General features: G+C 70.1%; 19 protein-coding genes. 8 read left to right on the top strand and 11 right to left on the bottom strand.

What is annotated here, in order from left to right; translation table 11 throughout:
- The first annotated feature begins 39 nt into the window (after positions 1–39).
- Both ACQGNW_RS10215 and ACQGNW_RS10210 read left to right on the top strand, forming a co-directional pair.
- Positions 40–819, top strand: a complete 780-nt coding sequence (locus ACQGNW_RS10215) for a hypothetical protein (protein ID WP_426663046.1) — start codon at positions 40–42, stop codon at positions 817–819.
- Between the two features lie 99 nt (positions 820–918).
- Positions 919–2,172, top strand: a complete 1,254-nt coding sequence (locus ACQGNW_RS10210) for a polyhydroxyalkanoate depolymerase (protein WP_426663045.1) — start codon at positions 919–921, stop codon at positions 2,170–2,172.
- Between the two features lie 678 nt (positions 2,173–2,850).
- Here ACQGNW_RS10210 and ACQGNW_RS10205 read toward each other — a convergent pair.
- A complete protein-coding gene (locus ACQGNW_RS10205; protein ID WP_426663044.1) occupies positions 2,851–3,183 on the bottom strand; it encodes an MGMT family protein in 333 nt (110 codons plus the stop codon).
- An 80-nt stretch (positions 3,184–3,263) separates the two neighbouring features.
- Here ACQGNW_RS10205 and ACQGNW_RS10200 point away from each other — a divergent pair, with 80 nt between their 5' ends.
- Complete coding sequence (locus ACQGNW_RS10200; protein ID WP_426663043.1) at positions 3,264–3,668, top strand: hypothetical protein; 405 nt, start codon at positions 3,264–3,266, stop codon at positions 3,666–3,668.
- A 25-nt stretch (positions 3,669–3,693) separates the two neighbouring features.
- Here ACQGNW_RS10200 and ACQGNW_RS10195 read toward each other — a convergent pair whose 3' ends face one another.
- Together ACQGNW_RS10195 and ACQGNW_RS10190 are read right to left on the bottom strand one after the other, a co-directional pair.
- Positions 3,694–4,818: an inorganic phosphate transporter gene (locus tag ACQGNW_RS10195; RefSeq protein ID WP_426663042.1), complete on the bottom strand. Its 1,125-nt coding sequence runs from the start codon at positions 4,816–4,818 to the stop codon at positions 3,694–3,696.
- Between the two features lie 10 nt (positions 4,819–4,828).
- A complete protein-coding gene (locus ACQGNW_RS10190; protein ID WP_426663041.1) occupies positions 4,829–5,458 on the bottom strand; it encodes a DUF47 domain-containing protein in 630 nt (209 codons plus the stop codon).
- A gap of 240 nt (positions 5,459–5,698) precedes the next feature.
- Between ACQGNW_RS10190 and ACQGNW_RS10185 the strand changes: the two genes are divergently transcribed.
- The gene (locus ACQGNW_RS10185; RefSeq protein WP_426663040.1) at positions 5,699–7,036 is read left to right on the top strand and encodes a hemolysin family protein; all 1,338 of its coding nucleotides are present in this window, start codon (positions 5,699–5,701) and stop codon (positions 7,034–7,036) included.
- A gap of 103 nt (positions 7,037–7,139) precedes the next feature.
- On the opposite strand, the gene ACQGNW_RS10180 is transcribed toward ACQGNW_RS10185, so the two are convergent.
- A complete protein-coding gene (locus tag ACQGNW_RS10180; RefSeq protein WP_426663039.1) occupies positions 7,140–7,949 on the bottom strand; it encodes an RNA methyltransferase in 810 nt (269 codons plus the stop codon).
- 110 nt (positions 7,950–8,059) lie between these two features.
- Here ACQGNW_RS10180 and ACQGNW_RS10175 point away from each other — a divergent pair, with 110 nt between their 5' ends.
- Positions 8,060–8,863: an inositol monophosphatase family protein gene (locus ACQGNW_RS10175; protein ID WP_426663038.1), complete on the top strand. Its 804-nt coding sequence runs from the start codon at positions 8,060–8,062 to the stop codon at positions 8,861–8,863.
- Between the two features lie 86 nt (positions 8,864–8,949).
- Here the strand turns inward: ACQGNW_RS10175 and ACQGNW_RS10170 are convergent, their stop codons facing one another.
- The 4 genes from ACQGNW_RS10170 to ACQGNW_RS10155 all read right to left on the bottom strand — a co-directional run bounded on the left by ACQGNW_RS10170 (position 8,950) and on the right by ACQGNW_RS10155 (position 12,460).
- Entirely contained in the window at positions 8,950–9,438 is a 489-nt protein-coding gene (locus ACQGNW_RS10170; RefSeq protein ID WP_426663037.1) for a CYTH domain-containing protein, read from the bottom strand.
- A 46-nt stretch (positions 9,439–9,484) separates the two neighbouring features.
- A complete protein-coding gene (hda, locus tag ACQGNW_RS10165; protein ID WP_426663036.1) occupies positions 9,485–10,192 on the bottom strand; it encodes a DnaA regulatory inactivator Hda in 708 nt (235 codons plus the stop codon).
- Positions 10,189–11,379, bottom strand: a complete 1,191-nt coding sequence (locus tag ACQGNW_RS10160; RefSeq protein WP_426663035.1) for an AI-2E family transporter — start codon at positions 11,377–11,379, stop codon at positions 10,189–10,191. The genes hda and ACQGNW_RS10160 overlap by 4 nt, the downstream gene beginning before the upstream one ends.
- 85 nt (positions 11,380–11,464) lie before the next feature.
- Positions 11,465–12,460, bottom strand: a complete 996-nt coding sequence (locus ACQGNW_RS10155) for a DUF2066 domain-containing protein (protein ID WP_426663034.1) — start codon at positions 12,458–12,460, stop codon at positions 11,465–11,467.
- Positions 12,461–12,620: 160 nt separating this feature from the next.
- On the opposite strand from ACQGNW_RS10155, the gene purM reads away from it, so the two are divergent.
- The 3 genes from purM to ACQGNW_RS10140 are packed head-to-tail and all read left to right on the top strand — an operon-like array spanning position 12,621 to position 15,067.
- Positions 12,621–13,655, top strand: a complete 1,035-nt coding sequence (gene purM, locus ACQGNW_RS10150; RefSeq protein WP_426663033.1) for a phosphoribosylformylglycinamidine cyclo-ligase — start codon at positions 12,621–12,623, stop codon at positions 13,653–13,655.
- A gap of 7 nt (positions 13,656–13,662) precedes the next feature.
- Positions 13,663–14,325 (top strand): phosphoribosylglycinamide formyltransferase, encoded by a 663-nt coding sequence (purN, locus tag ACQGNW_RS10145; RefSeq protein WP_426663032.1) that lies wholly within the window; start codon positions 13,663–13,665, stop codon positions 14,323–14,325.
- A 37-nt stretch (positions 14,326–14,362) separates the two neighbouring features.
- Complete coding sequence (locus tag ACQGNW_RS10140) at positions 14,363–15,067, top strand: DUF3108 domain-containing protein (RefSeq protein ID WP_426663031.1); 705 nt, start codon at positions 14,363–14,365, stop codon at positions 15,065–15,067.
- Positions 15,068–15,085: 18 nt separating this feature from the next.
- Here the strand turns inward: ACQGNW_RS10140 and ACQGNW_RS10135 are convergent, their stop codons facing one another.
- The 3 genes from ACQGNW_RS10135 to ACQGNW_RS10125 form a co-directional block, all read right to left on the bottom strand.
- Positions 15,086–15,424, bottom strand: coding sequence for a hypothetical protein (locus ACQGNW_RS10135; protein ID WP_426663030.1), 339 nt, complete (start codon positions 15,422–15,424; stop codon positions 15,086–15,088).
- A gap of 46 nt (positions 15,425–15,470) precedes the next feature.
- Positions 15,471–16,730: a UDP-N-acetylglucosamine 1-carboxyvinyltransferase gene (murA, locus tag ACQGNW_RS10130; RefSeq protein ID WP_426663029.1), complete on the bottom strand. Its 1,260-nt coding sequence runs from the start codon at positions 16,728–16,730 to the stop codon at positions 15,471–15,473.
- A gap of 75 nt (positions 16,731–16,805) precedes the next feature.
- Positions 16,806–17,048 (bottom strand): BolA family protein, encoded by a 243-nt coding sequence (locus ACQGNW_RS10125; protein WP_426663028.1) that lies wholly within the window; start codon positions 17,046–17,048, stop codon positions 16,806–16,808.
- Position 17,049 lies beyond the last annotated feature (1 nt).

Raw genomic sequence — 17,049 nt, 5'->3', positions numbered from 1 at the left:
CCCGGGGAGCGGCGGCACGCCGCACGCCTGCAACATCTGATGCCGCTGGCCGCACTGTGGCTCGCGGCAACCGCCCATGCCGACACCGCAACGCCGCCTCCCCCGTCGACGCTGGGCGCACATACCCTGCTGGTGCAGTCCGAGGGCAGGGGCACGGACCCGGCCGTCACCGCTCCGGTCGACACCCAGGCCAGCGGCAGCACCTTGCTGGTGCTGGTCGGCGGCTATGCGGGCAACGCGACCACGCCCACCGATACATACGGCAACCAATGGCAGCCGCTGGGCGACGCCGTCGACTACCGCGGCTACGACGGCAAGTTTTCGGCCAGGGCGTTCGTGGCAACGCAGGCCAGCGGCGGCAAGGATCACCGGGTGCGCATCGCCAAGCCAGGCTACGCGGAAGGCGAGATCACCGTGCCCTTCATCGAGATCGAGCATGCGGGCGTGCTGCAGGCGGTGGCGCAGAACTACCCCGCCCCCGGCCTCGTCGACAAGCTCGGCCGCGACTGGCACCGGGCGACCGGCTGGGGGGCCGGCGGCGGCACCACGCTGACCAGCGGCAAGGTCACCACCACCGGACCCGCGACCCTGGTGGCGGTCTGGTGGGGCGACTCGCGGGCGCTCCGCATGACGGCCGTGCCCGACCACGGCTTCAAGGTGATCGACCAGCGGCTGGACCTGCCGCCGAACAGCGCCGTGCAGTGCGCGGTGGCGGTGAAGCAGGTGGATGGCCCCGGCACCTGGGACGTCAGCTGGACCGGCACGCCGGCGCAGGGCGCGATCCTGTGGCTGTTCGCCATCGGGGCGTCCCCGCGATAGCAGCCCGGCGAACGGAACCGGGCGATCGATGTGGCGATGCAGCATCATGCGGCAAGCCGCGCTACCATGGCGAACTTTTAGCCAGCCGTTCCGCCAGCCATGCTCTATCAGATCCACGAGTGGCAACGCGCCTTCCTCGGCCCGCTCAGCCATTTCGCCGACGCCAGCGCGCAGATGCTCAGCGACCCGGGCAACCCGTTCGCGCAATGGCCTGGCACGCAGCGGCTGGCCGCCGGCTACGAGCTGGTCCACCGCCTCGGCAAGGACTACGAGAAGCCCGCATTCGGCATCCACCAGGTCGAGGCGCACGGCCACGAGATCGCGGTGATCGAGCGCGTGGCGCTGGACACGCCGTTCTGCCAGCTGAAGCGCTTCAAGCGTTTCAGCGACGACCCAGCCACCGTCGAGGCGATGAAGAACGACCCGGTGGTGCTGGTGGTGGCGCCGCTGTCCGGCCACCACGCCACGCTGCTGCGCGACACCGTGCGCACGCTGTTGCGCGAGCACAAGGTCTACATCACTGACTGGGCGGACGCGCGCATGGTGCCGGCCGCGGCCGGCCCCTTCGGCCTTGACGACTACGTGGCGCTGATCGAGCGCTTCATCCGCCACATCGGCGCCGAGTCGCTGCACGTGATCTCGGTGTGCCAGCCCACCGTGCCGGTGCTGGCGGCGGTGTCGCTGATGGCCGCACGCGGCGAGGCCACGCCGTGCAGCCTGACCATGATGGGCGGCCCGATCGACCCGCGGCGCAGCCCCACCAGCGTCAACAACCTCGCCACCACCCAGCCGCTGGCCTGGTTCAAGGGCAACGTGATCCACACCGTGCCGCCGAACTACCCCGGCCGCGGCCGCGAGGTGTATCCGGGCTTCCTGCAACACGCGGGGTTCATCGCGATGAACCCCGGCCGCCACCTGCAATCGCACTGGGACTTCTACCAGAACCTGCTGCGCGGCGACCTGGAGGATGCCGAGTCGCACCGCCGCTTCTACGACGAATACAACGCCGTGCTCGACATGCCGGCCGAGTTCTATCTCGACACCATCGCCACGGTGTTCCAGCAGTTCCTGCTGCCGCGCGGGCTGTGGGACGTGCATGGCGAACGGGTGAACCCTGCCGCGATCGCCAAGAGCGCCCTGCTCACCGTGGAAGGCGAGCTGGACGACATCTCCGGCCTCGGCCAGACCCAGGCCGCCCACGACCTGTGCAGCAGCATCCCGGCGAAACACCGCGCGCACCGGGTGATCGAGGGCGCCGGCCACTACGGCATCTTCAGCGGGCGGCGCTGGCGCGAGGTCGTCTATCCGCAGGTGCGGGAATTCATCCGGCGGTTTGATCGCGCGGAGGGGTGATTGGCGCTGGTGCGTCTGATGGTGCTGACGCAAGGAACAGAGCGGTTTCGGTCGCCTGCCGGCGCCCGAGCCACCTTTCTTTGCTGGCCCACGCTGCCGCAGGAGCGGCGGCGAACGGCGAAGCCGGCCCGAAGGGCGGAGGACAGGATGCCCGGAGTCAAGCAAGGTGGCCCAAAGAAATGGCCTGGTTCAATCCGCCGACATTACAAGCCAGAAATGTCGATGGCTCTGGATCAACTCCCGCCTACGCGATACACGATGCGGCCACATCGCACCGTATCTGGGAACTGAGGGCACAAAGCCTCGCAGCGTTGCGCGCCGCCTTGGCTTGGCTTTGCCTTTGCCGTTGCTTCTGCGCGCCGGGAGCGCGCTGCTCTTTTCGGGGCCCCTGGGCGGCGGTGAGGCGGGGACGAAGAGGCCGCGCAGCGGGCGAATCCATGGATGGATTCGCCTTTTCGCGCGGGCAGGAGCCCGCTCGAAAAGCCCGGCCTCGCCTCACGCACTCGCAGGGCAGGATGCCCGGAGAGCGCCGCCCCGGGGTGCCCTTTCTCTTTGGTTCCTTTCTCTTTGGGCACGCAAAGAGAAAGGAACTCGGCCACCGGCAGGTGGACGAAACCGCTCTGTCCCTAACGGCAGGTGGACGAAACCGCTTTGTCGCTGGCGCAGGGACAGTCCCCTTTACATACCCCACAACGCGCGGTCGAGATTCGCATCCAGCCCGAACGCGGAGAGCGCCACGCGCCCGTTCTTCACCTCCACGCCCTCGGCGCGCAGCCGCCGCACCTGTTCGCGGAAGCCGCGGCTACCCCTGGGCAGGGCGATCTCGCCGGAGGAACGCAACACGCGGAACCAGGGCAGCTCCATGCCATCCGGCACCTCGCCCAGCAGCCTGCCGACCAGCCGTGCCCTGCCGGGCAGGCCCGCACGGGCGGCGATGGCACCGTAGCTGGCCACGCGGCCGGGCGGAATCGCAGCGATGGCGGCGTAGACGCGGGCGTGGCTGTCTTGCATGGCGATAACAGGGCCTTGACCAAGGCAACGTGCGGACGTGTCAGAGTAGCAGGGCCATCGGCCAGCCACGGGGGCGTCCCATGCACCACTTCGAAGCCGTGCGTTCCCACGTGGGCAGCCTGCACGGGCTGCGCCAGAACGATCCCTACCTGATCAGTTTCGACCTCAGCCTGCCGCATGGCCGCCACCAGGGCATCTACCTGGCCGAGCTGGAGGCGGAATCCGGCCGCCGCTACCTGCGCATCTCCACCCCGATCGGCCCGCTCGCGGGCACCGACCCGCAGCGCTGCCTGCGCTTCAACTGGGCGCAACGCTGCGGCTTCCTTGCCGTGGCCGACCTGGATGGCGCCCCCTACCTGCACCTGTGCGAGAACCGCCCCTACGAGCTGCTCGACGAGAACGAGCTGCAGCGCGTGATCGTCGAACTGGGCAGCCTCGGCGACCAGCTCGAACAACTCGTCGTCAGCGGCAGCGACGCGTTCTAGCGCAGGCTCCACCCGCCCCGGGGGCTCAACCCCACAGGCGAGCGATGGCGATGAAACCCCAGGCGATCAGCGCGGTGATCGGCAGGGTGAGGATCCACGCCCACACCATGCGCTCCACCACCGACCACTTGATCGCGTTGAAGCGCTTGGCCGAGCCCACGCCCATGATCGCCGCGGACACCACGTGGGTGGTGGACACCGGCAGGCCGAACGCCGAGGCGGTGAGGATCACGATCGCCGAGCTGCCTTCGGCGGCGAAGCCGTTGATCGGGTGCAGCTTCACCATCTTGTGGCCCAGCGTCTTGATGATGCGCCAGCCGCCGCCGGCAGTGCCGCCGGCCATGGTCAGCGCGCATACCACCGCTACCCATGCCGGCACCGCGAAACCGCCGTGGGCGGAACCGCTGACGCGCAGGAAATGCAGCCACACCGGCAGGTGGTCGAACTGCCCCGCCGCGGTGGCGCTGGCCAGTGCCAGCGCGATGAGGCCCATGCTCTTCTGCGCGTCGTTCATGCCGTGCGCGACGCCCATCGCGCTCGCCGAGGCGATCTGCGCCTTGCTGAAGAAGCTGTTGACGAACGGCGTGCGGCCCAGCAGGCGCAACCAGTTCTGCCGGCGCGAGAACCACGCCAGGAGCGCGTACAGGCCGCCCATCAGCAGGAAACCGATAAGCAGGCCCACGATCGGCGAGGCCACCATCGGCACCACCACCTTGGGAATCACGCCCTTGCCCGTCCACCAGTGCGCGCCGCCCTGCGCCCATACCACCGCGTCGAAACGGCCGCCCGCCTCGGCGATCGCCGCGCCCACCAGGGCGCCCACCAGCGCATGGCTGGAACTGGACGGCAGGCCCAGCCACCAGGTGATGAGGTTCCACACGATGGCGGCCAGCAGTGCGCAGATCAGCAGCTGCGGCCCGGCCTCGACCACGCCGGTGTTGACGATGCCGGCGGCGATCGTGGCTGCCACGGCCGTGCCCCACAGCGCGCCGATCAGGTTGGTCACCGCCGCCAGCAGCACCGCCTGGCCCGGGGTGAGTACCTTGGTCGACACCACCGTGGCGATCGAGTTGGCGGTGTCGTGGAATCCGTTGATGTAGGTGAAGACGAGCGCGATCAGCACCACCGCCACGACCAGTCCGAGGCTCATGCGGCGAACCTCAGGAATGCTTCAGCACGATCGAGTAGACGATGTTGCCCACGTCGCGGCACTTGTCGATGGCCTTCTCGATCAGCTCGAACAGGTCCTTCGCCAGCATCGCCTTCATCGCGTCGTTGCCCTCGACGTAGAGCGTGCGGTATGGCGCCAGCAGCATGCGGTCGCCTTCCGACTCCAGCGTCTGCAGGCGGTCCTGCAGTTTCTTCACCGGGTCGATGCGCAGGCCGCGGCGCAGCTCGCCGATCATCTCGGCCACCACCTCGGTGGAACGCTCCAGCACCAGCGCACGCTGGCCGAAGTCCACGCCGTGCAGGCGCGTTGCCACGATGTCGTAGCGCTCGGCGAACTTCTCCACCGACTTGGGGATCTTGTACAGCGCCGAATTCAGCGCCTCGATGTCCTCGCGGTCCAGCGCCGTGACGAAGGTGTTGACCAGCTCCTCGCTGATCTGCGCGGCCAGCGCTTTTTCGCGCGCCCGGGTGGCGGTGAACGCGGCCATCACCGGCGCGTGGTCGGCCTGGGTGACCAGGGCATGCAGCGCCTTGGCGCTGTCGTGCGCAGCCTCGGCGCTCTGCTCCAGCAAGCCGTAGAACTTGTCGCCTTTGCCGAAGATCGTCTGCAGTGAAAACATGCGGGTCGTGCCTGGGAGTCGAAGGGCGCAATGTTACAGGACAGTTACACCGCATCGCAGCGGCAAGGATGCCGCCGCTTCCACGGCAGGCCCCGGCCGCCCCACCGCGCAACCGCCGCGGATGCGCAGATCCCGCCAGCACGATCAGGTACTTGCGTGCCGGTGGCGGCGTCCACATGGTGCGCCACGCGGCGCTGTCGCTACACTCCGGCACATGCGTCCTTCCCCGCGATCCCCGCGATGCTGACCGAAATCGCGCTCGTCCTCGTGCTCGCCCTGTGCAACGGCTTCTTCGCGCTGTCCGAGATGGCCCTGGTCGCCTCGCGCAAGAGCCGCCTCAAGCAGATGGCACGCGACAGCCAGCGCGCCGCGGTGGCACTGCGGCATGCCGAGAAGCCGGAATACTTCCTGTCCACCATCCAGGTCGGCATCACCCTGATGATGCTGGTCACCGGCGCGGTGGCCGGCGATGCGCTGGGCACGCACATCGCCGACCTGCTGCACAACGACCGCGCCGCATGGCTGGCGCCCTATGCCCGCATCATCGGCGTGGCGCTGGGCTTCGTGCTGATCTCCTTCATCCAGATCGTGGTCGGCGAGCTGGTGCCCAAGCGCCTCGCGCTGTCCGCGCCGGAGAAGCTCTCCAGCGCCGTGGCGATCCCCATGCTGGTGCTGTCGCGCGCCACCGCGCCGTTCGTATGGCTGCTCAACACCGCCAGCGGCCTGCTGCTGCGCCTCATGGGCGTGCGCAGCCACGGCCATGCCGCCGCCACCGAGGAGGAGATCCGCCTGCTGGTGGCCGAAAGCGCGGAACAGGGTGTGCTGGACGCGGACGAGCATGCCATGGTCAACCGCGTGCTGCGCCTCGGCGACCGCAGCGTGGACAGCGTGATGACGCCGCGCGTGCGCATCGCCTGGCTGGACATGGCCGCGTCGCGCGAGGAAAACGTGGCCGTGATGCGGCAGACGCCGTACTCACGCTACCCGGTCTACCGCGGCGACGAGAGCGAGGTGGTGGGCGTGGTGGAGGTGAAGCGCCTGCTGCAGGCCTTCGCCGAGGGCAGCCCGCAACTGTTCGATCATCTCGCCAAGCCGCTGTACGTGCCCGCGACGGCGCGCGCGCTCGACCTGCTGGAGGAATTCCGCGACGCGGAGACGCCGCTGGCCCTGGTGGTGGATGAATACGGCGACATCGAGGGCCTGGTCACCGTCAACGACCTGCTCGCCGCCGTGGTCGGCGCCAGCCAGCTCGGCCATGGCCACGGTCACGGCGATGCCGACGCCAGCGCCCCCATCGTGCAGCGCGCCGACGGCAGCTGGCTGGTGGACGGCAGCCTCGCCAACGACGACCTGCGCGAACTGCTGCACGTCGACCGTCTGCCCGGCGAGGAGGAACACGACTTCCGCACCGCCGCCGGCATGGTGGTGGCCGCGCTCGGGCATATCCCGCAGACCGGCGAGGTATTCGCCTGGCAGGGCATCCGCTTCGAGGTGGCGGACCTGGACGGCGCGCGCATCGACAAGCTGCTGGTCAGCCGCGTGCCGCAGCAGGAAAGCGTCGACGAGGCGGAGGGGTAGCGGCGGCGCGTAAAGCCAGAGCAAAAGCGTGGCTTGATGTCAGGAAAGGGCTTCCTGCCCTTTCCTGGCTCGCCCGCTCCAGCCCAGGCCGGAACGGGCTCCGTCAATCAGGCTCTGCCTGATTGACGTGCGATCCCTCCGTGGATCGCGGCGATGCCGGCGCGGATCGCGCCAGCATCGCCATACGCTGCGCATCGGCGAGTATCCCGTGCAGCACGCGCAACTCGCGCTGGTCGGGCTGCGCGCGCTGGAACAGCTTGCGCAGCCGCAGCATGATCGTGGTCGGCTCGCGACCCTTGTGGAAGTCGATGTCGTCCAGCGTCTCGGCGAGGTGCGCGTAGAAGCGTTCCATCTGCGCCGCGTCGGCAGGCGGTTCGTCGTGCTCGGGCGGCGGCTCGGGCAGCGCATCGCCCAGCATCGCCAGGCGCAGCTCGTAGGCCATCACCTGCACCGCCTGCGCGAGGTTCAGCGAACTGAAGTCGTCCACGCTGGGAATGCGCACCATCGCATGGCAGGTCGCCAGTTCCTCGTTCTCCAGGCCGGTGCGCTCGTTGCCGAACAGCAACGCCACCTGTTCGCCGCGCGCGGCCGCCGCCAGCGCCTGCGCGGCACCCTCGCGCGGCGACAGCTCCGGCAGGTTCACCCCGCGCCGCCGCGCCGACAGGCCCAGCGCGAAGCTCGCCCCGGACAGCCCCTCGACCAGCGTCCCGTGCACGCCCGCCTCAGCCAGCACCTGTACCGCATTCGCCGCCAAGGCGTCCGCCTCTCGATCGGGAAAGCGCTGCGGCGCCACCAGTTCCAGCCGCGTGAAGCCCATCGTGCGGATCGCCCGCGCCGCGCCGCCGATATTGCCGGGATGCGAGGTCCGCACCAGCACGAAGCGGAAAAGCGGGGCGAGTTCGAGGGGATTCATGGGCAAAACCGTCGACGGGCGGACCGCCTAGCATACGGCAAGCCCCGCAGCGCACGAGCCGGCTCTGCTAGAATCGCCGGCCGCAACCCGTTCTTTCGAAAGCCGAAGCCATGACCCGACCCGCCATCACCATCGCGGTGCGCGCTGCGCGCGCCGCCGGCAACGTGATCCTGCGCTACATGAACCGCATCGACGGCCTCACCGTCGTCGAGAAGCAGCGCATGGACTTCGCCTCCGAGGTCGACAAGCTGGCCGAGGCCGAGATCGTCAAGGAACTGCGCCGCGCCTATCCCGACCACGCCATCGTCGGCGAAGAGGGCAGCGCCATCGGCAGGGGCCCGCTCACCTGGGTGATCGACCCGCTGGACGGCACCCACAACTACCTGCGCGGCATCCCGCACTTTTCCGTCTCCATCGCCATGCTCGACAAGGGCGTGCCGGTCTACGGCGTGGTGTTCGATCCGTTGCGCAATGAACTGTTCACCGCCAGCAAGGGCGATGGCGCCTACCTCAACGATCGCCGCATCCGCGTCAGCAAGCGCGAGAACCTGGGCGGCGCGATGATCGCCACCGGCTTTCCCTACCGCCAGCGCGCCCATCTCGACGCGCAGCTCGCGATGACCCGCGCCCTGCTCGGCCAGGCCGAAGACATCCGCCGCTCCGGCTCCGCCGCGCTGGACCTCGCCTACACCGCCGCCGGTCGCTACGACGGCTACTTCGAAATCGGCCTCAAGCCCTGGGACCTGGCTGCCGGCGTGCTGCTCGTGCACGAGGCGGGCGGCCGCTACGGCGACTTCGCCGGCCGCGACGGCATCCCCGAGAGCGGCAACATCATCGCCGGCAACCTCAACGTGGCGAAGGCGATGACCGATGCGATCGGCGCGCACGCCACGCCGGAGCTGCTGAAGGCCTGAGCGGATCCGCGCGTCATCGGCGGAACCCGGCCGGCCGCTCCTGCCGACAGATCGTCCTCGTCCGGTCCGGCGCCACGCCGTGCACCCTAGCGCGCCGGCGTCCCACGCGACAGCGCGAGCGCGGCGCCCGAGTACGCCGGATCACGCGTGACCTCGGCGCGCGCAAAAGCCGGCGGCCGATAGCGGAGCGCCTCGGCCGCCGTTGCGAACTCGATCTCGAAGATCGCCAGCGAGGGCACTCCGCCATAGATGTCCAAGGCACCCCCTGCAATGGCGTACCGGCGCTTGTGCACGCGCTGTCCCGGCAACCCGGAAAGCGTCCGATATTCCGCCGCGGTCAGGTACAGGTTGGCGATCGCCTCCGAGGGCCCGTCGCCGCCATACTTCTTGCAGAACTTGAAGGCGACCGTGCCCGCCGCGTCTTCCATCCGGCGGAGGCGCAAGCGCGTGTCGGCGACGTAGAGGTCGTCGATCGCGCGGTACGGCAGCCCGTCAAGCGAACCCGCAGCGGACAGATCGACCAGCCAGCGCCGCTCGATCTCGGCGTGCGCGTATTTCGGCATGCTGCCGTTCATCGGCGGGCGAGGCATCGACAACGGGCGGCGGCCGCGACGGAGCGGCTCATGGCGCGGATGCCCCGGTCTCCCGCAACAAGCCCCGCAAAAACGGAATCGTCACCCGCCGCTGCGCCGCCAGCGAGGCCTGGTCGAGCCTGTCGAGCAGGTCAAGCAGCGCGCCGAGGTCGCGGGTGTGGCGGGCGAACAGCCAGTCCAGCACGCCTTCGTCGAGCTCGATGCCGCGCAGGCCGGCCTGCGCCTTGAGCACGTCGCGGCGCTCGGCGTCGTCCAGCGGCTTCAGCGCGAACTGGGTGCAGGCGCCGAGGCGCGAGCGCAGGTCGGGCAGGCCGAGGCCGAGTTGCGGGGGCGTGGCCTCGGCGGCGAACAGCAGCGCAGCGCCTTCGGCCCTGGCGCGGTTGTAGAGGTCGAACAGCGCGTGTTCCGCCTCGCGTTCGCCGGCGACGGCGCCGAGATCGTCCAGCGCCAGCAGCGCACCGCCGGCCACCCCGCGGATTGCGGCGGCACGGTCCGCGAGCGTCGCCAGCGGCAGGTACTGCACGCTGCGGCCGGCTTCGCCGGCAGCCTGGCAGGCGGCCATCAGCAAGTGGCTCTTGCCGCTGCCCGGGGGACCGTGCAGGTACAGCCACGGTGCGCCGGGCGTGCGCGCCAGCGCCTCCACGGCGGCCAGCGCGGCGGCGTTGGCGCCGGCGTGGAAATGTTCGAAGCGCTGGCGGCGCGGCCAGCGCAGGGCGAGCGGCAGTTGCGGGATCATGGCTTCGCGGGCGGCTCGTGCGGCGGCGTTTCGATCGTTGTCGTGGTCTCCACCGTGCCGGTGGCGGTGCCCACCGCGACGTCCACTTCAGCGACCGCCTCGCGGATGGCGGGATCGGCCTCACCCTCTTCGGTGTACAACTCGCTGTGCCGGTAGCGCTCCATCAGGTAGCGCAGCAGCACCATCACCACCGAGGCGGCCGGCAGCGCCAGCAGCACGCCGAGAAAGCCGAACAGCTCGCCACCGGCCAGCACCGCGAAGATCACCGCCACCGGATGCAGGCCGATCTTTTCGCCGACCAGCTTGGGGACCAGCACATAGCCTTCCAGCAACTGGCCCACCACGAACACGCCGCAGACGATCAGCACGTGGCTCCAGTCGCCGTACTGCACCAGCGCGGCGATGATCGAGGCACCGAAGCCGGTGATGAAGCCGAGATAGGGCACGAAACTGAGCAGGCCCGCGATCATGCCGATCAGCGCACCCACCGACAGCCCTGCCACCAGCGACAGGCCGGCGCCGTAGTAGACGCCCAGCGCCAGCATCACCAACAACTGGCCGCGCACGAAGGCGCCGAGTACCAGGTCCGACTCGCGCGCGAGGTGGGCGACGGTGGGCTGGATCGAGCGCGGCAGCAGGCGGTCGATCGCCGCCACCAGCCGGTCCCAGTCGCGCAGCAGGTAGAACGCCACCACCGGGATCAGCACCAGGTTGGTGAGCCACAGCACCAGGCCCAGGCCCGAGCGCGACACCTTGCCCAGCACCTGGCCGGCGATGCCGCCCACCGAGCCGAGGTGCTCCTTGATCGTGGCGATCAGGCGGTCGCTATCGAACGTGCGCGGGTCGAGATGCAGCTTGGCCTGCAGCCATGGCCACGCGGTGTGCTCGGCCCAGTCCACGTAGCGCGGCACGTTCTGGACCAGGTTCTCGATCTGGTGCGAGATCAGCGGGATCAACAGCAGCAGCGCACCGCCCAGCACCAGCGCCAGCACCAGGAACACGATGCTCACCGCCAGCGTGCGGCCCAGGCCGAGGCGTTCCAGCCGGTCGGCCAGCGGATCACCGAGGTAGGCCAGCATCGCGGCCACCACGAACGGCATCAGCATCGGCGACAGCCGCCACAGCAGGAAGCCGATCACCGCGAGGATCGCCAGCAGCTGCCAGCGGCGATGGTTCTCCTGGATCACGCGCCCACTCCCTTGGTCGGGAACCGGCTCTTTCGGAGAGTCCGCACATGGATGTGCGGGGTTTTGCGCGGGATTCGCATATGCCTCAATGCAGCCAGCGCAGGCTGGCATCCGTGCCCGGATGCGCGGTGTCGCGGATCAGCCGCCCGCTGGCGGCGAGGTTCGCGGCCAGCGCGTCGGCCGGCATCGCCGACTTCACCTCGAACAGCATGCCGTCGTTCTCCGCGCCCAGCGTGGCGACACTGCGCACCGAGGGATCGGCGCGCAGCACGTTGAGCACGGCGGCGTAGTCCATGGCGCTGTCCAGTCCGCTCACCCACAGCTTCTCGTCGCTGACCGCGGCACCGATCACGTTGAGCTGCCTGCCGATGCGGTCGACCATGCCGTTGCCGGCGTCGGCCAGCAGCGCGTCCTCGGTGGCGGCCTTGTCGGTCCAGCGCTGTGCGCTGCCGCCGGAAACCAGGGTCCAGTCGGCGCTGCCGTCGTGCAGGCTGCCCAGCAGCACCAGGCCGGTGTGGTACTGCTGGTTGATCGCCGCCAGCGTGGCGGGATCGGCAGCGTCCACCTTGGCGGGATCGGGCGCGTTCGCGGGGTCGGCGTAGGCCACCCCGTAGCCGCGCGCGGCGGCCGCGCCGGCGAGGCTCGCCAGCGCCGCCTTGTCCAGCAGCTGGCCGTCGCTGCCGCGCACCATCAGCAGCACCGGCGGCTTGGCTCCCACGCTGCCCACCACGCCCAGCGTGGACACCAGGTGGCGCACCGCGCCAGGCTCGAAGTCCACGGCCAGGCTCATGCCGGTGGCGGCACGCGCGTACTGGAAGTGGCGCACCAGCGCGGCGGCGTTCTTCAGCGCGTCGTCGTAGCCGGCCTTGCTGCGCAGGTCCTGCCCGCCGGCCACCCGCGCCAGCACCTGGCTGAGCGCGGCGGCGAAGGCGTCGCTGCGCTGGCTGTCGCTGGTGTCGGCCACCGGAACCGTCACCGAGTACGGCGAGGCGCCCTGCGCATGCAGCGGCGGCCACACGGCAAGGCCCAGCAGCAGGACAACGGAGAGCAGGCGGAGCAGACGCATCGGGAGCAGGCGCATCGGCGGGACACTTCGCGGGGAATACCGCGGAAGTCTGCCCAATCGGCCTCCCGGCGTCCATGCCGCGGGCCACGGAACCGGCCTGCCACCGCACCCGGCCGGCCACCGGCGGTGCCTCGCATGCGCTAGAATCGTGCGTTTCCCATCGCCGGTTCCCGCCATGTCCGACGCCCTCACCTACCGCGCCGCCGGGGTCGATATCGACGCCGGCAATGCCCTGGTCGAACGCATCAAGCCGCTGGTCAAGCGCACCAGCCGTCCCGAGGTGATGGGCGGGCTGGGCGGCTTCGGCGGCCTGTTCAACCTGGGCGGCAAGTACCGGGAGCCGGTGCTGGTCTCCGGCACCGACGGCGTGGGCACCAAGCTCAAGCTGGCGCAGACGCTGGGCCGCCACGACACTATCGGCATCGACCTGGTGGGCATGTGCGTGAACGACGTGCTGGTGCAGGGCGCCGAGCCGCTGTTCTTTCTCGACTACTTCGCCACCGGCAAGCTGGACGTGGACACCGCCGCGGCGGTGGTCGGCGGCATCGCCCGGGGCTGCGAACTGGCCGGTTGCGCGCTGATCGGCGGCGAGACCGCCGAGATGCCCGACATGTATCCGCCCGGCGAGTACGACCTCGCCGGTTTCACCGTGGGTGCGGTGGAGAAGTCGCAGCTGCTCTCCGGCGACAGCATCGTGGCCGGCGACGTGGTGCTGGGCGTGGCGTCCAGCGGCCCGCACTCGAACGGCTACTCGCTGATCCGCAGGATCCTCGAACGCGCCGGCAGCCCGCTGGATCTCGACGTGGGTGGCGCGAAGCTGGCCGACGCGCTGATGGCCCCCACCACGATCTACGTGAAGCCGATGCTGGAACTGCTCGCCGCGCAGGGTACGGCCATCCACGGCATGGCCCACATCACCGGCGGCGGCCTCAAGGAAAACATCATCCGCGTGGTTCCCGACGGCCTCGGCCTCGCGCTGGATGCCGCCACGCTCGCGCTGCCCCCGGTATTCGACTGGCTGCAGCGCGAGGGCAAGGTGGCACGCGAGGAGATGTGGCGCACCTTCAACTGCGGCGTGGGCTTCACCGTGATCCTGCCGCAGCACGCGGCGGCGGCGGCCGCGGCCCTGCTGGCGAAGCATGGCCTCGCCAGCCGCCCGATCGGGGAGGTGGTGAAGGCCGCGGGCGACGAGCGCGTCCACATCGGTTGAACTGCCTGTGACGCCAGCCCCGCTGAAAGTCGCCGTGCTCGCCTCCGGCCGCGGCAGCAACCTCGCCGCGCTGATCGCCGCACGCGACGCCGGCACGCTGCCGGTGGAGTTCGTGCTGGTGGGCAGCGACAAGGCCTCCGCCGGCGCGCTGCGGCTGGCCGAGGACGCCGGCATCCCCACGCTGGCGCTGAACCCGAAGGGGTATCCCGACCGCCCGGCATTCGACCGCGAGCTGTTCGCGCGCATCGCCGCCAGCGGCGCCGAGCTGCTGGTGCTGGCCGGCTTCATGCGCGTGATCGACGGCGCAGCGCTGGCGCCGTGGGCGGGGCGCATCGTCAACATCCATCCCTCGCTGCTGCCGAAGTACCGCGGGCTGCACACGCATCGCCGCGCACTGGAAGCCGGCGACACCGAACACGGCGCCAGCGTGCACTTCGTCACCGCAGAGCTGGACGGCGGTCCGCTGATCGCCCAGGCGCGCATCGTCGTCCGGCCCGGCGACGACGAGAACAGCCTCGCCGCGCGCCTGCTGCCGCTGGAGCACCGTCTGCTGCCGGCGGCGGTGGCGCTGCTCGCCGCGCGCCGCCTTGCGCTGGGAGATGCCGGCGTGCTGCTGGACGGCCGGCCGCTGCGCGCACCGCTGCAACTGGGCGAACACGGCCTGCAGTGACGCCCGGTTCAGTTGGCCGCGGGCAGACTCGGGCGCCATGAGCACACGCATCCTCCTCGCCGCCGCACTCGCCCTGTCGCCGCTTGCCGGCATCGCCGCCACGGCCTCCGCACCCAGGCCCTTCACCGCGCGTTACCAGGTTTCCCAGGATGGCCAGCCGATGGGCGAGGCCACCGTGACCCTCCGCCCCGGCCCCGACGGCAGCTGGATCCTGCGCAAGGACACGAAAGGCACCGCCGGCCTTGCCGCGCTGCTCGGCGCCAGCACCCGGGAGACCTCGCGCTTCCGCTGGCAGGGCACCGTGCCGGAAGCGCTCAGCTACGACTACCGCCTCGTCACCGCCGGCAGGGACAAGCAGCGCCACCTGCAGGTGGACTGGCCGAAACGGCAGGTGAGCGTGCAGGACGGCAAGCACGCCTCCGGCTATCCGGCCCAGCCCGGCATGGTCGAGCGCAACACCTTGCCGCTGGCGGTCGGGCTCGCGCTCGACGCGGGCAGGCAGCGGCTCAGCCTGCCGGTGGGCGTGCGCCAGACGGTGGAGACCGAAACCTTCAGGGTCGCCGGCACCGAGACCGTCAAGGTACCGGCCGGCAGTTTCAGGGCCGAACGCATCGAGCGCAGCGACGACGCCAGGGGCTTCAGCGCGTGGTACGTCCCCGGCCGCTACCCGCTGCCGGTGAAGCTGGCCCAGCGCGATGGCGGCAATCTCGTGCTGGAACTGGTGACCTACTCGCAGCCGTGAGCGGCCGGCGAACAGGCATCAGGCCGCGCCCAGTTTCCGTTCCCGCGCCACCTGCCTGACGAGGTTCGCCCGCAGCCAGCGACGGGCTCGCGGCTGCTCAAGCACGGCATCCAGCACCCAGGAGGCCAATGCAACCGCACAGCCGATGGCGGCCCAATGGACCGGGCCGCTGCCGTAGCCGAACCGGTTGGCGGCTGCGCCCGCGGCGAAAATGGCACCGGCAAACACGCCCAGCCTGATCGCCAGGTCGCGACCGCTGCGGCTCTCCGCAACCGCCTCCCGCCACCATTTGCGCCGGTCTTCCGGCGCCAGACCGCGCAGCTCGGGGATGCTCCCCACCCGCCAGCAGTACGCCATGCCCCGCCCTCCGTTGCGCAACGGAAAACAGTCTGCGGCGCGGCACTCAGTTGGGCAAGCGGCGGATGCGCGCGCCGAGAACGCCCAGCTTTTCCTCGATGTTCTCGTAGCCGCGGTCGATGTGGTAGACGCGGTCCACCGTGGTGTCGCCCTGCGCCACCAGGCCAGCCAGCACCAGGCAGGCCGAGGCGCGCAGGTCGGTGGCCATGATCGGCGCACCGCTCATGTGCTCGACGCCCTTGATCACCGCGGTGTTGCCCTCGAGCTGGATGTCGGCGCCGAGGCGCTGCAGCTCGTGGGCGTGCATGAAGCGATTCTCGAACACCGTCTCGGTGATCACGCCGGTACCCTCGGCCACGCAGTTGAGCGCGGTGAACTGGGCCTGCATGTCGGTGGGGAACGCGGGGTACGGCGCGGTGGTGATGTTGACCGCCTTCGGTCGCCGCCCGCCCATGTCCAGCTCGATCCAGTCCTCGCCGCTGGAGATCTGTGCACCGGCCTCCTCCAGCTTGGCCAGCACCGCGTCCAGCGTACTGGCGCGGGCGCCGCGGGCGCGCACCTTGCCGCCGGTCATCGCCGCGCCGACCAGGAAGGTGCCGGTCTCGATGCGGTCGGGCAGCACCTTGTAGTCGGTGCCGTGCAGGCGCTCCACGCCGTGGATCACCAGGGTGGAGGTGCCCACGCCCTCGATCTTCGCGCCCATCGAGATCAGGCAATGCGCCAGGTCCACCACCTCAGGCTCCTGCGCGGCGTTCTCGATCACCGTGGTGCCTTCGGCCAGCGTGGCCGCCATCATGATGTTCTCGGTGCCGGTGACGGTGACCATGTCCATCACCACACGCGTACCCTTGAGCCGCCTGGCGCGCGCCTTGATGTAGCCGTTCTCCACGCTGATCTCGGCACCCAGCGCCTGCAGGCCGCGGATATGCTGGTCGACCGGGCGCGAGCCGATCGCGCAGCCGCCGGGCAGCGACACCTCGGCCTGGCCGAAGCGTGCCACCAGCGGGCCCAGCACCAGGATCGAGGCGCGCATGGTGCGCACCAGATCGTACGGCGCGATGCAGGTGCTGGTGGTGCGCGGGTCGACGTGGATCTTCATGCGGTCGTCGAGCACCAGTTGCACGCCCATCTGGCCCAGCAGCTCGATGAAGGTGGTGACGTCGTGCAGGTGCGGCACGTTGCCGATGCTCACCGGCGCGTCGGCCAGCAGGCAGGCGGCGAGGATCGGCAGCACGGCGTTCTTCGCGCCGGAAATGCCCACCTCGCCCTGGAGCGGCACGCCGCCGTTGATCAGGATCTTGGCCATGGATGTTCCTAGACTTGTGCGCCCCGCCATTGGGCGCAAGAAAAAACCGGCATGGATGCCGGAAGTGTCATCGCGTCACCCCGGGCGCGCCGCGGCTTCCTCGGGGGTCAGCGTCTTGAGCGCCAGCGCGTGGATCGCGCCCCCCATCAGCTCGCCCAGCGTGGCGTACACCAGCCGGTGCCGCGCCAGCGGCAGCTTGCCGGCGAACGCGGCGCTGACCACGGTGGCCTCGAAATGCACGCCGTCCTCGCCGCTGACCTCCACCCGCGCGCCTGGCAGGCCGGTCTCGATCAGGGTCTGGATGCGTGCTGGGTCCATC

This window comes from Rhodanobacter aciditrophus (genome assembly GCF_050026795.1).
Classification (GTDB): domain Bacteria; phylum Pseudomonadota; class Gammaproteobacteria; order Xanthomonadales; family Rhodanobacteraceae; genus Rhodanobacter_A.
This window is presented reverse-complemented; position numbering and strand designations above follow the sequence as displayed.

Excerpts from the sequence above, each read along its gene's own strand:
- ACQGNW_RS10215 (WP_426663046.1), top strand. The coding sequence starts at position 40 with ATGCCGCTGGCCGCACTGTGGCTCGCGGCAACCGCCCATGCCGACACC.
- ACQGNW_RS10210 (WP_426663045.1), top strand. The coding sequence starts at position 919 with ATGCTCTATCAGATCCACGAGTGGCAACGCGCCTTCCTCGGCCCGCTC.
- ACQGNW_RS10205 (WP_426663044.1), bottom strand. The coding sequence starts at position 3,183 with ATGCAAGACAGCCACGCCCGCGTCTACGCCGCCATCGCTGCGATTCCG.
- ACQGNW_RS10200 (WP_426663043.1), top strand. The coding sequence starts at position 3,264 with ATGCACCACTTCGAAGCCGTGCGTTCCCACGTGGGCAGCCTGCACGGG.
- ACQGNW_RS10195 (WP_426663042.1), bottom strand. The coding sequence starts at position 4,818 with ATGAGCCTCGGACTGGTCGTGGCGGTGGTGCTGATCGCGCTCGTCTTC.
- ACQGNW_RS10190 (WP_426663041.1), bottom strand. The coding sequence starts at position 5,458 with ATGTTTTCACTGCAGACGATCTTCGGCAAAGGCGACAAGTTCTACGGC.
- ACQGNW_RS10185 (WP_426663040.1), top strand. The coding sequence starts at position 5,699 with ATGCTGACCGAAATCGCGCTCGTCCTCGTGCTCGCCCTGTGCAACGGC.
- ACQGNW_RS10180 (WP_426663039.1), bottom strand. The coding sequence starts at position 7,949 with ATGAATCCCCTCGAACTCGCCCCGCTTTTCCGCTTCGTGCTGGTGCGG.
- ACQGNW_RS10175 (WP_426663038.1), top strand. The coding sequence starts at position 8,060 with ATGACCCGACCCGCCATCACCATCGCGGTGCGCGCTGCGCGCGCCGCC.
- ACQGNW_RS10170 (WP_426663037.1), bottom strand. The coding sequence starts at position 9,438 with ATGAACGGCAGCATGCCGAAATACGCGCACGCCGAGATCGAGCGGCGC.
- hda (WP_426663036.1), bottom strand. The coding sequence starts at position 10,192 with ATGATCCCGCAACTGCCGCTCGCCCTGCGCTGGCCGCGCCGCCAGCGC.
- ACQGNW_RS10155 (WP_426663034.1), bottom strand. The coding sequence starts at position 12,460 with ATGCGCCTGCTCCCGATGCGTCTGCTCCGCCTGCTCTCCGTTGTCCTG.
- purM (WP_426663033.1), top strand. The coding sequence starts at position 12,621 with ATGTCCGACGCCCTCACCTACCGCGCCGCCGGGGTCGATATCGACGCC.
- ACQGNW_RS10140 (WP_426663031.1), top strand. The coding sequence starts at position 14,363 with ATGAGCACACGCATCCTCCTCGCCGCCGCACTCGCCCTGTCGCCGCTT.
- ACQGNW_RS10135 (WP_426663030.1), bottom strand. The coding sequence starts at position 15,424 with ATGGCGTACTGCTGGCGGGTGGGGAGCATCCCCGAGCTGCGCGGTCTG.
- murA (WP_426663029.1), bottom strand. The coding sequence starts at position 16,730 with ATGGCCAAGATCCTGATCAACGGCGGCGTGCCGCTCCAGGGCGAGGTG.
- ACQGNW_RS10125 (WP_426663028.1), bottom strand. The coding sequence starts at position 17,048 with ATGGACCCAGCACGCATCCAGACCCTGATCGAGACCGGCCTGCCAGGC.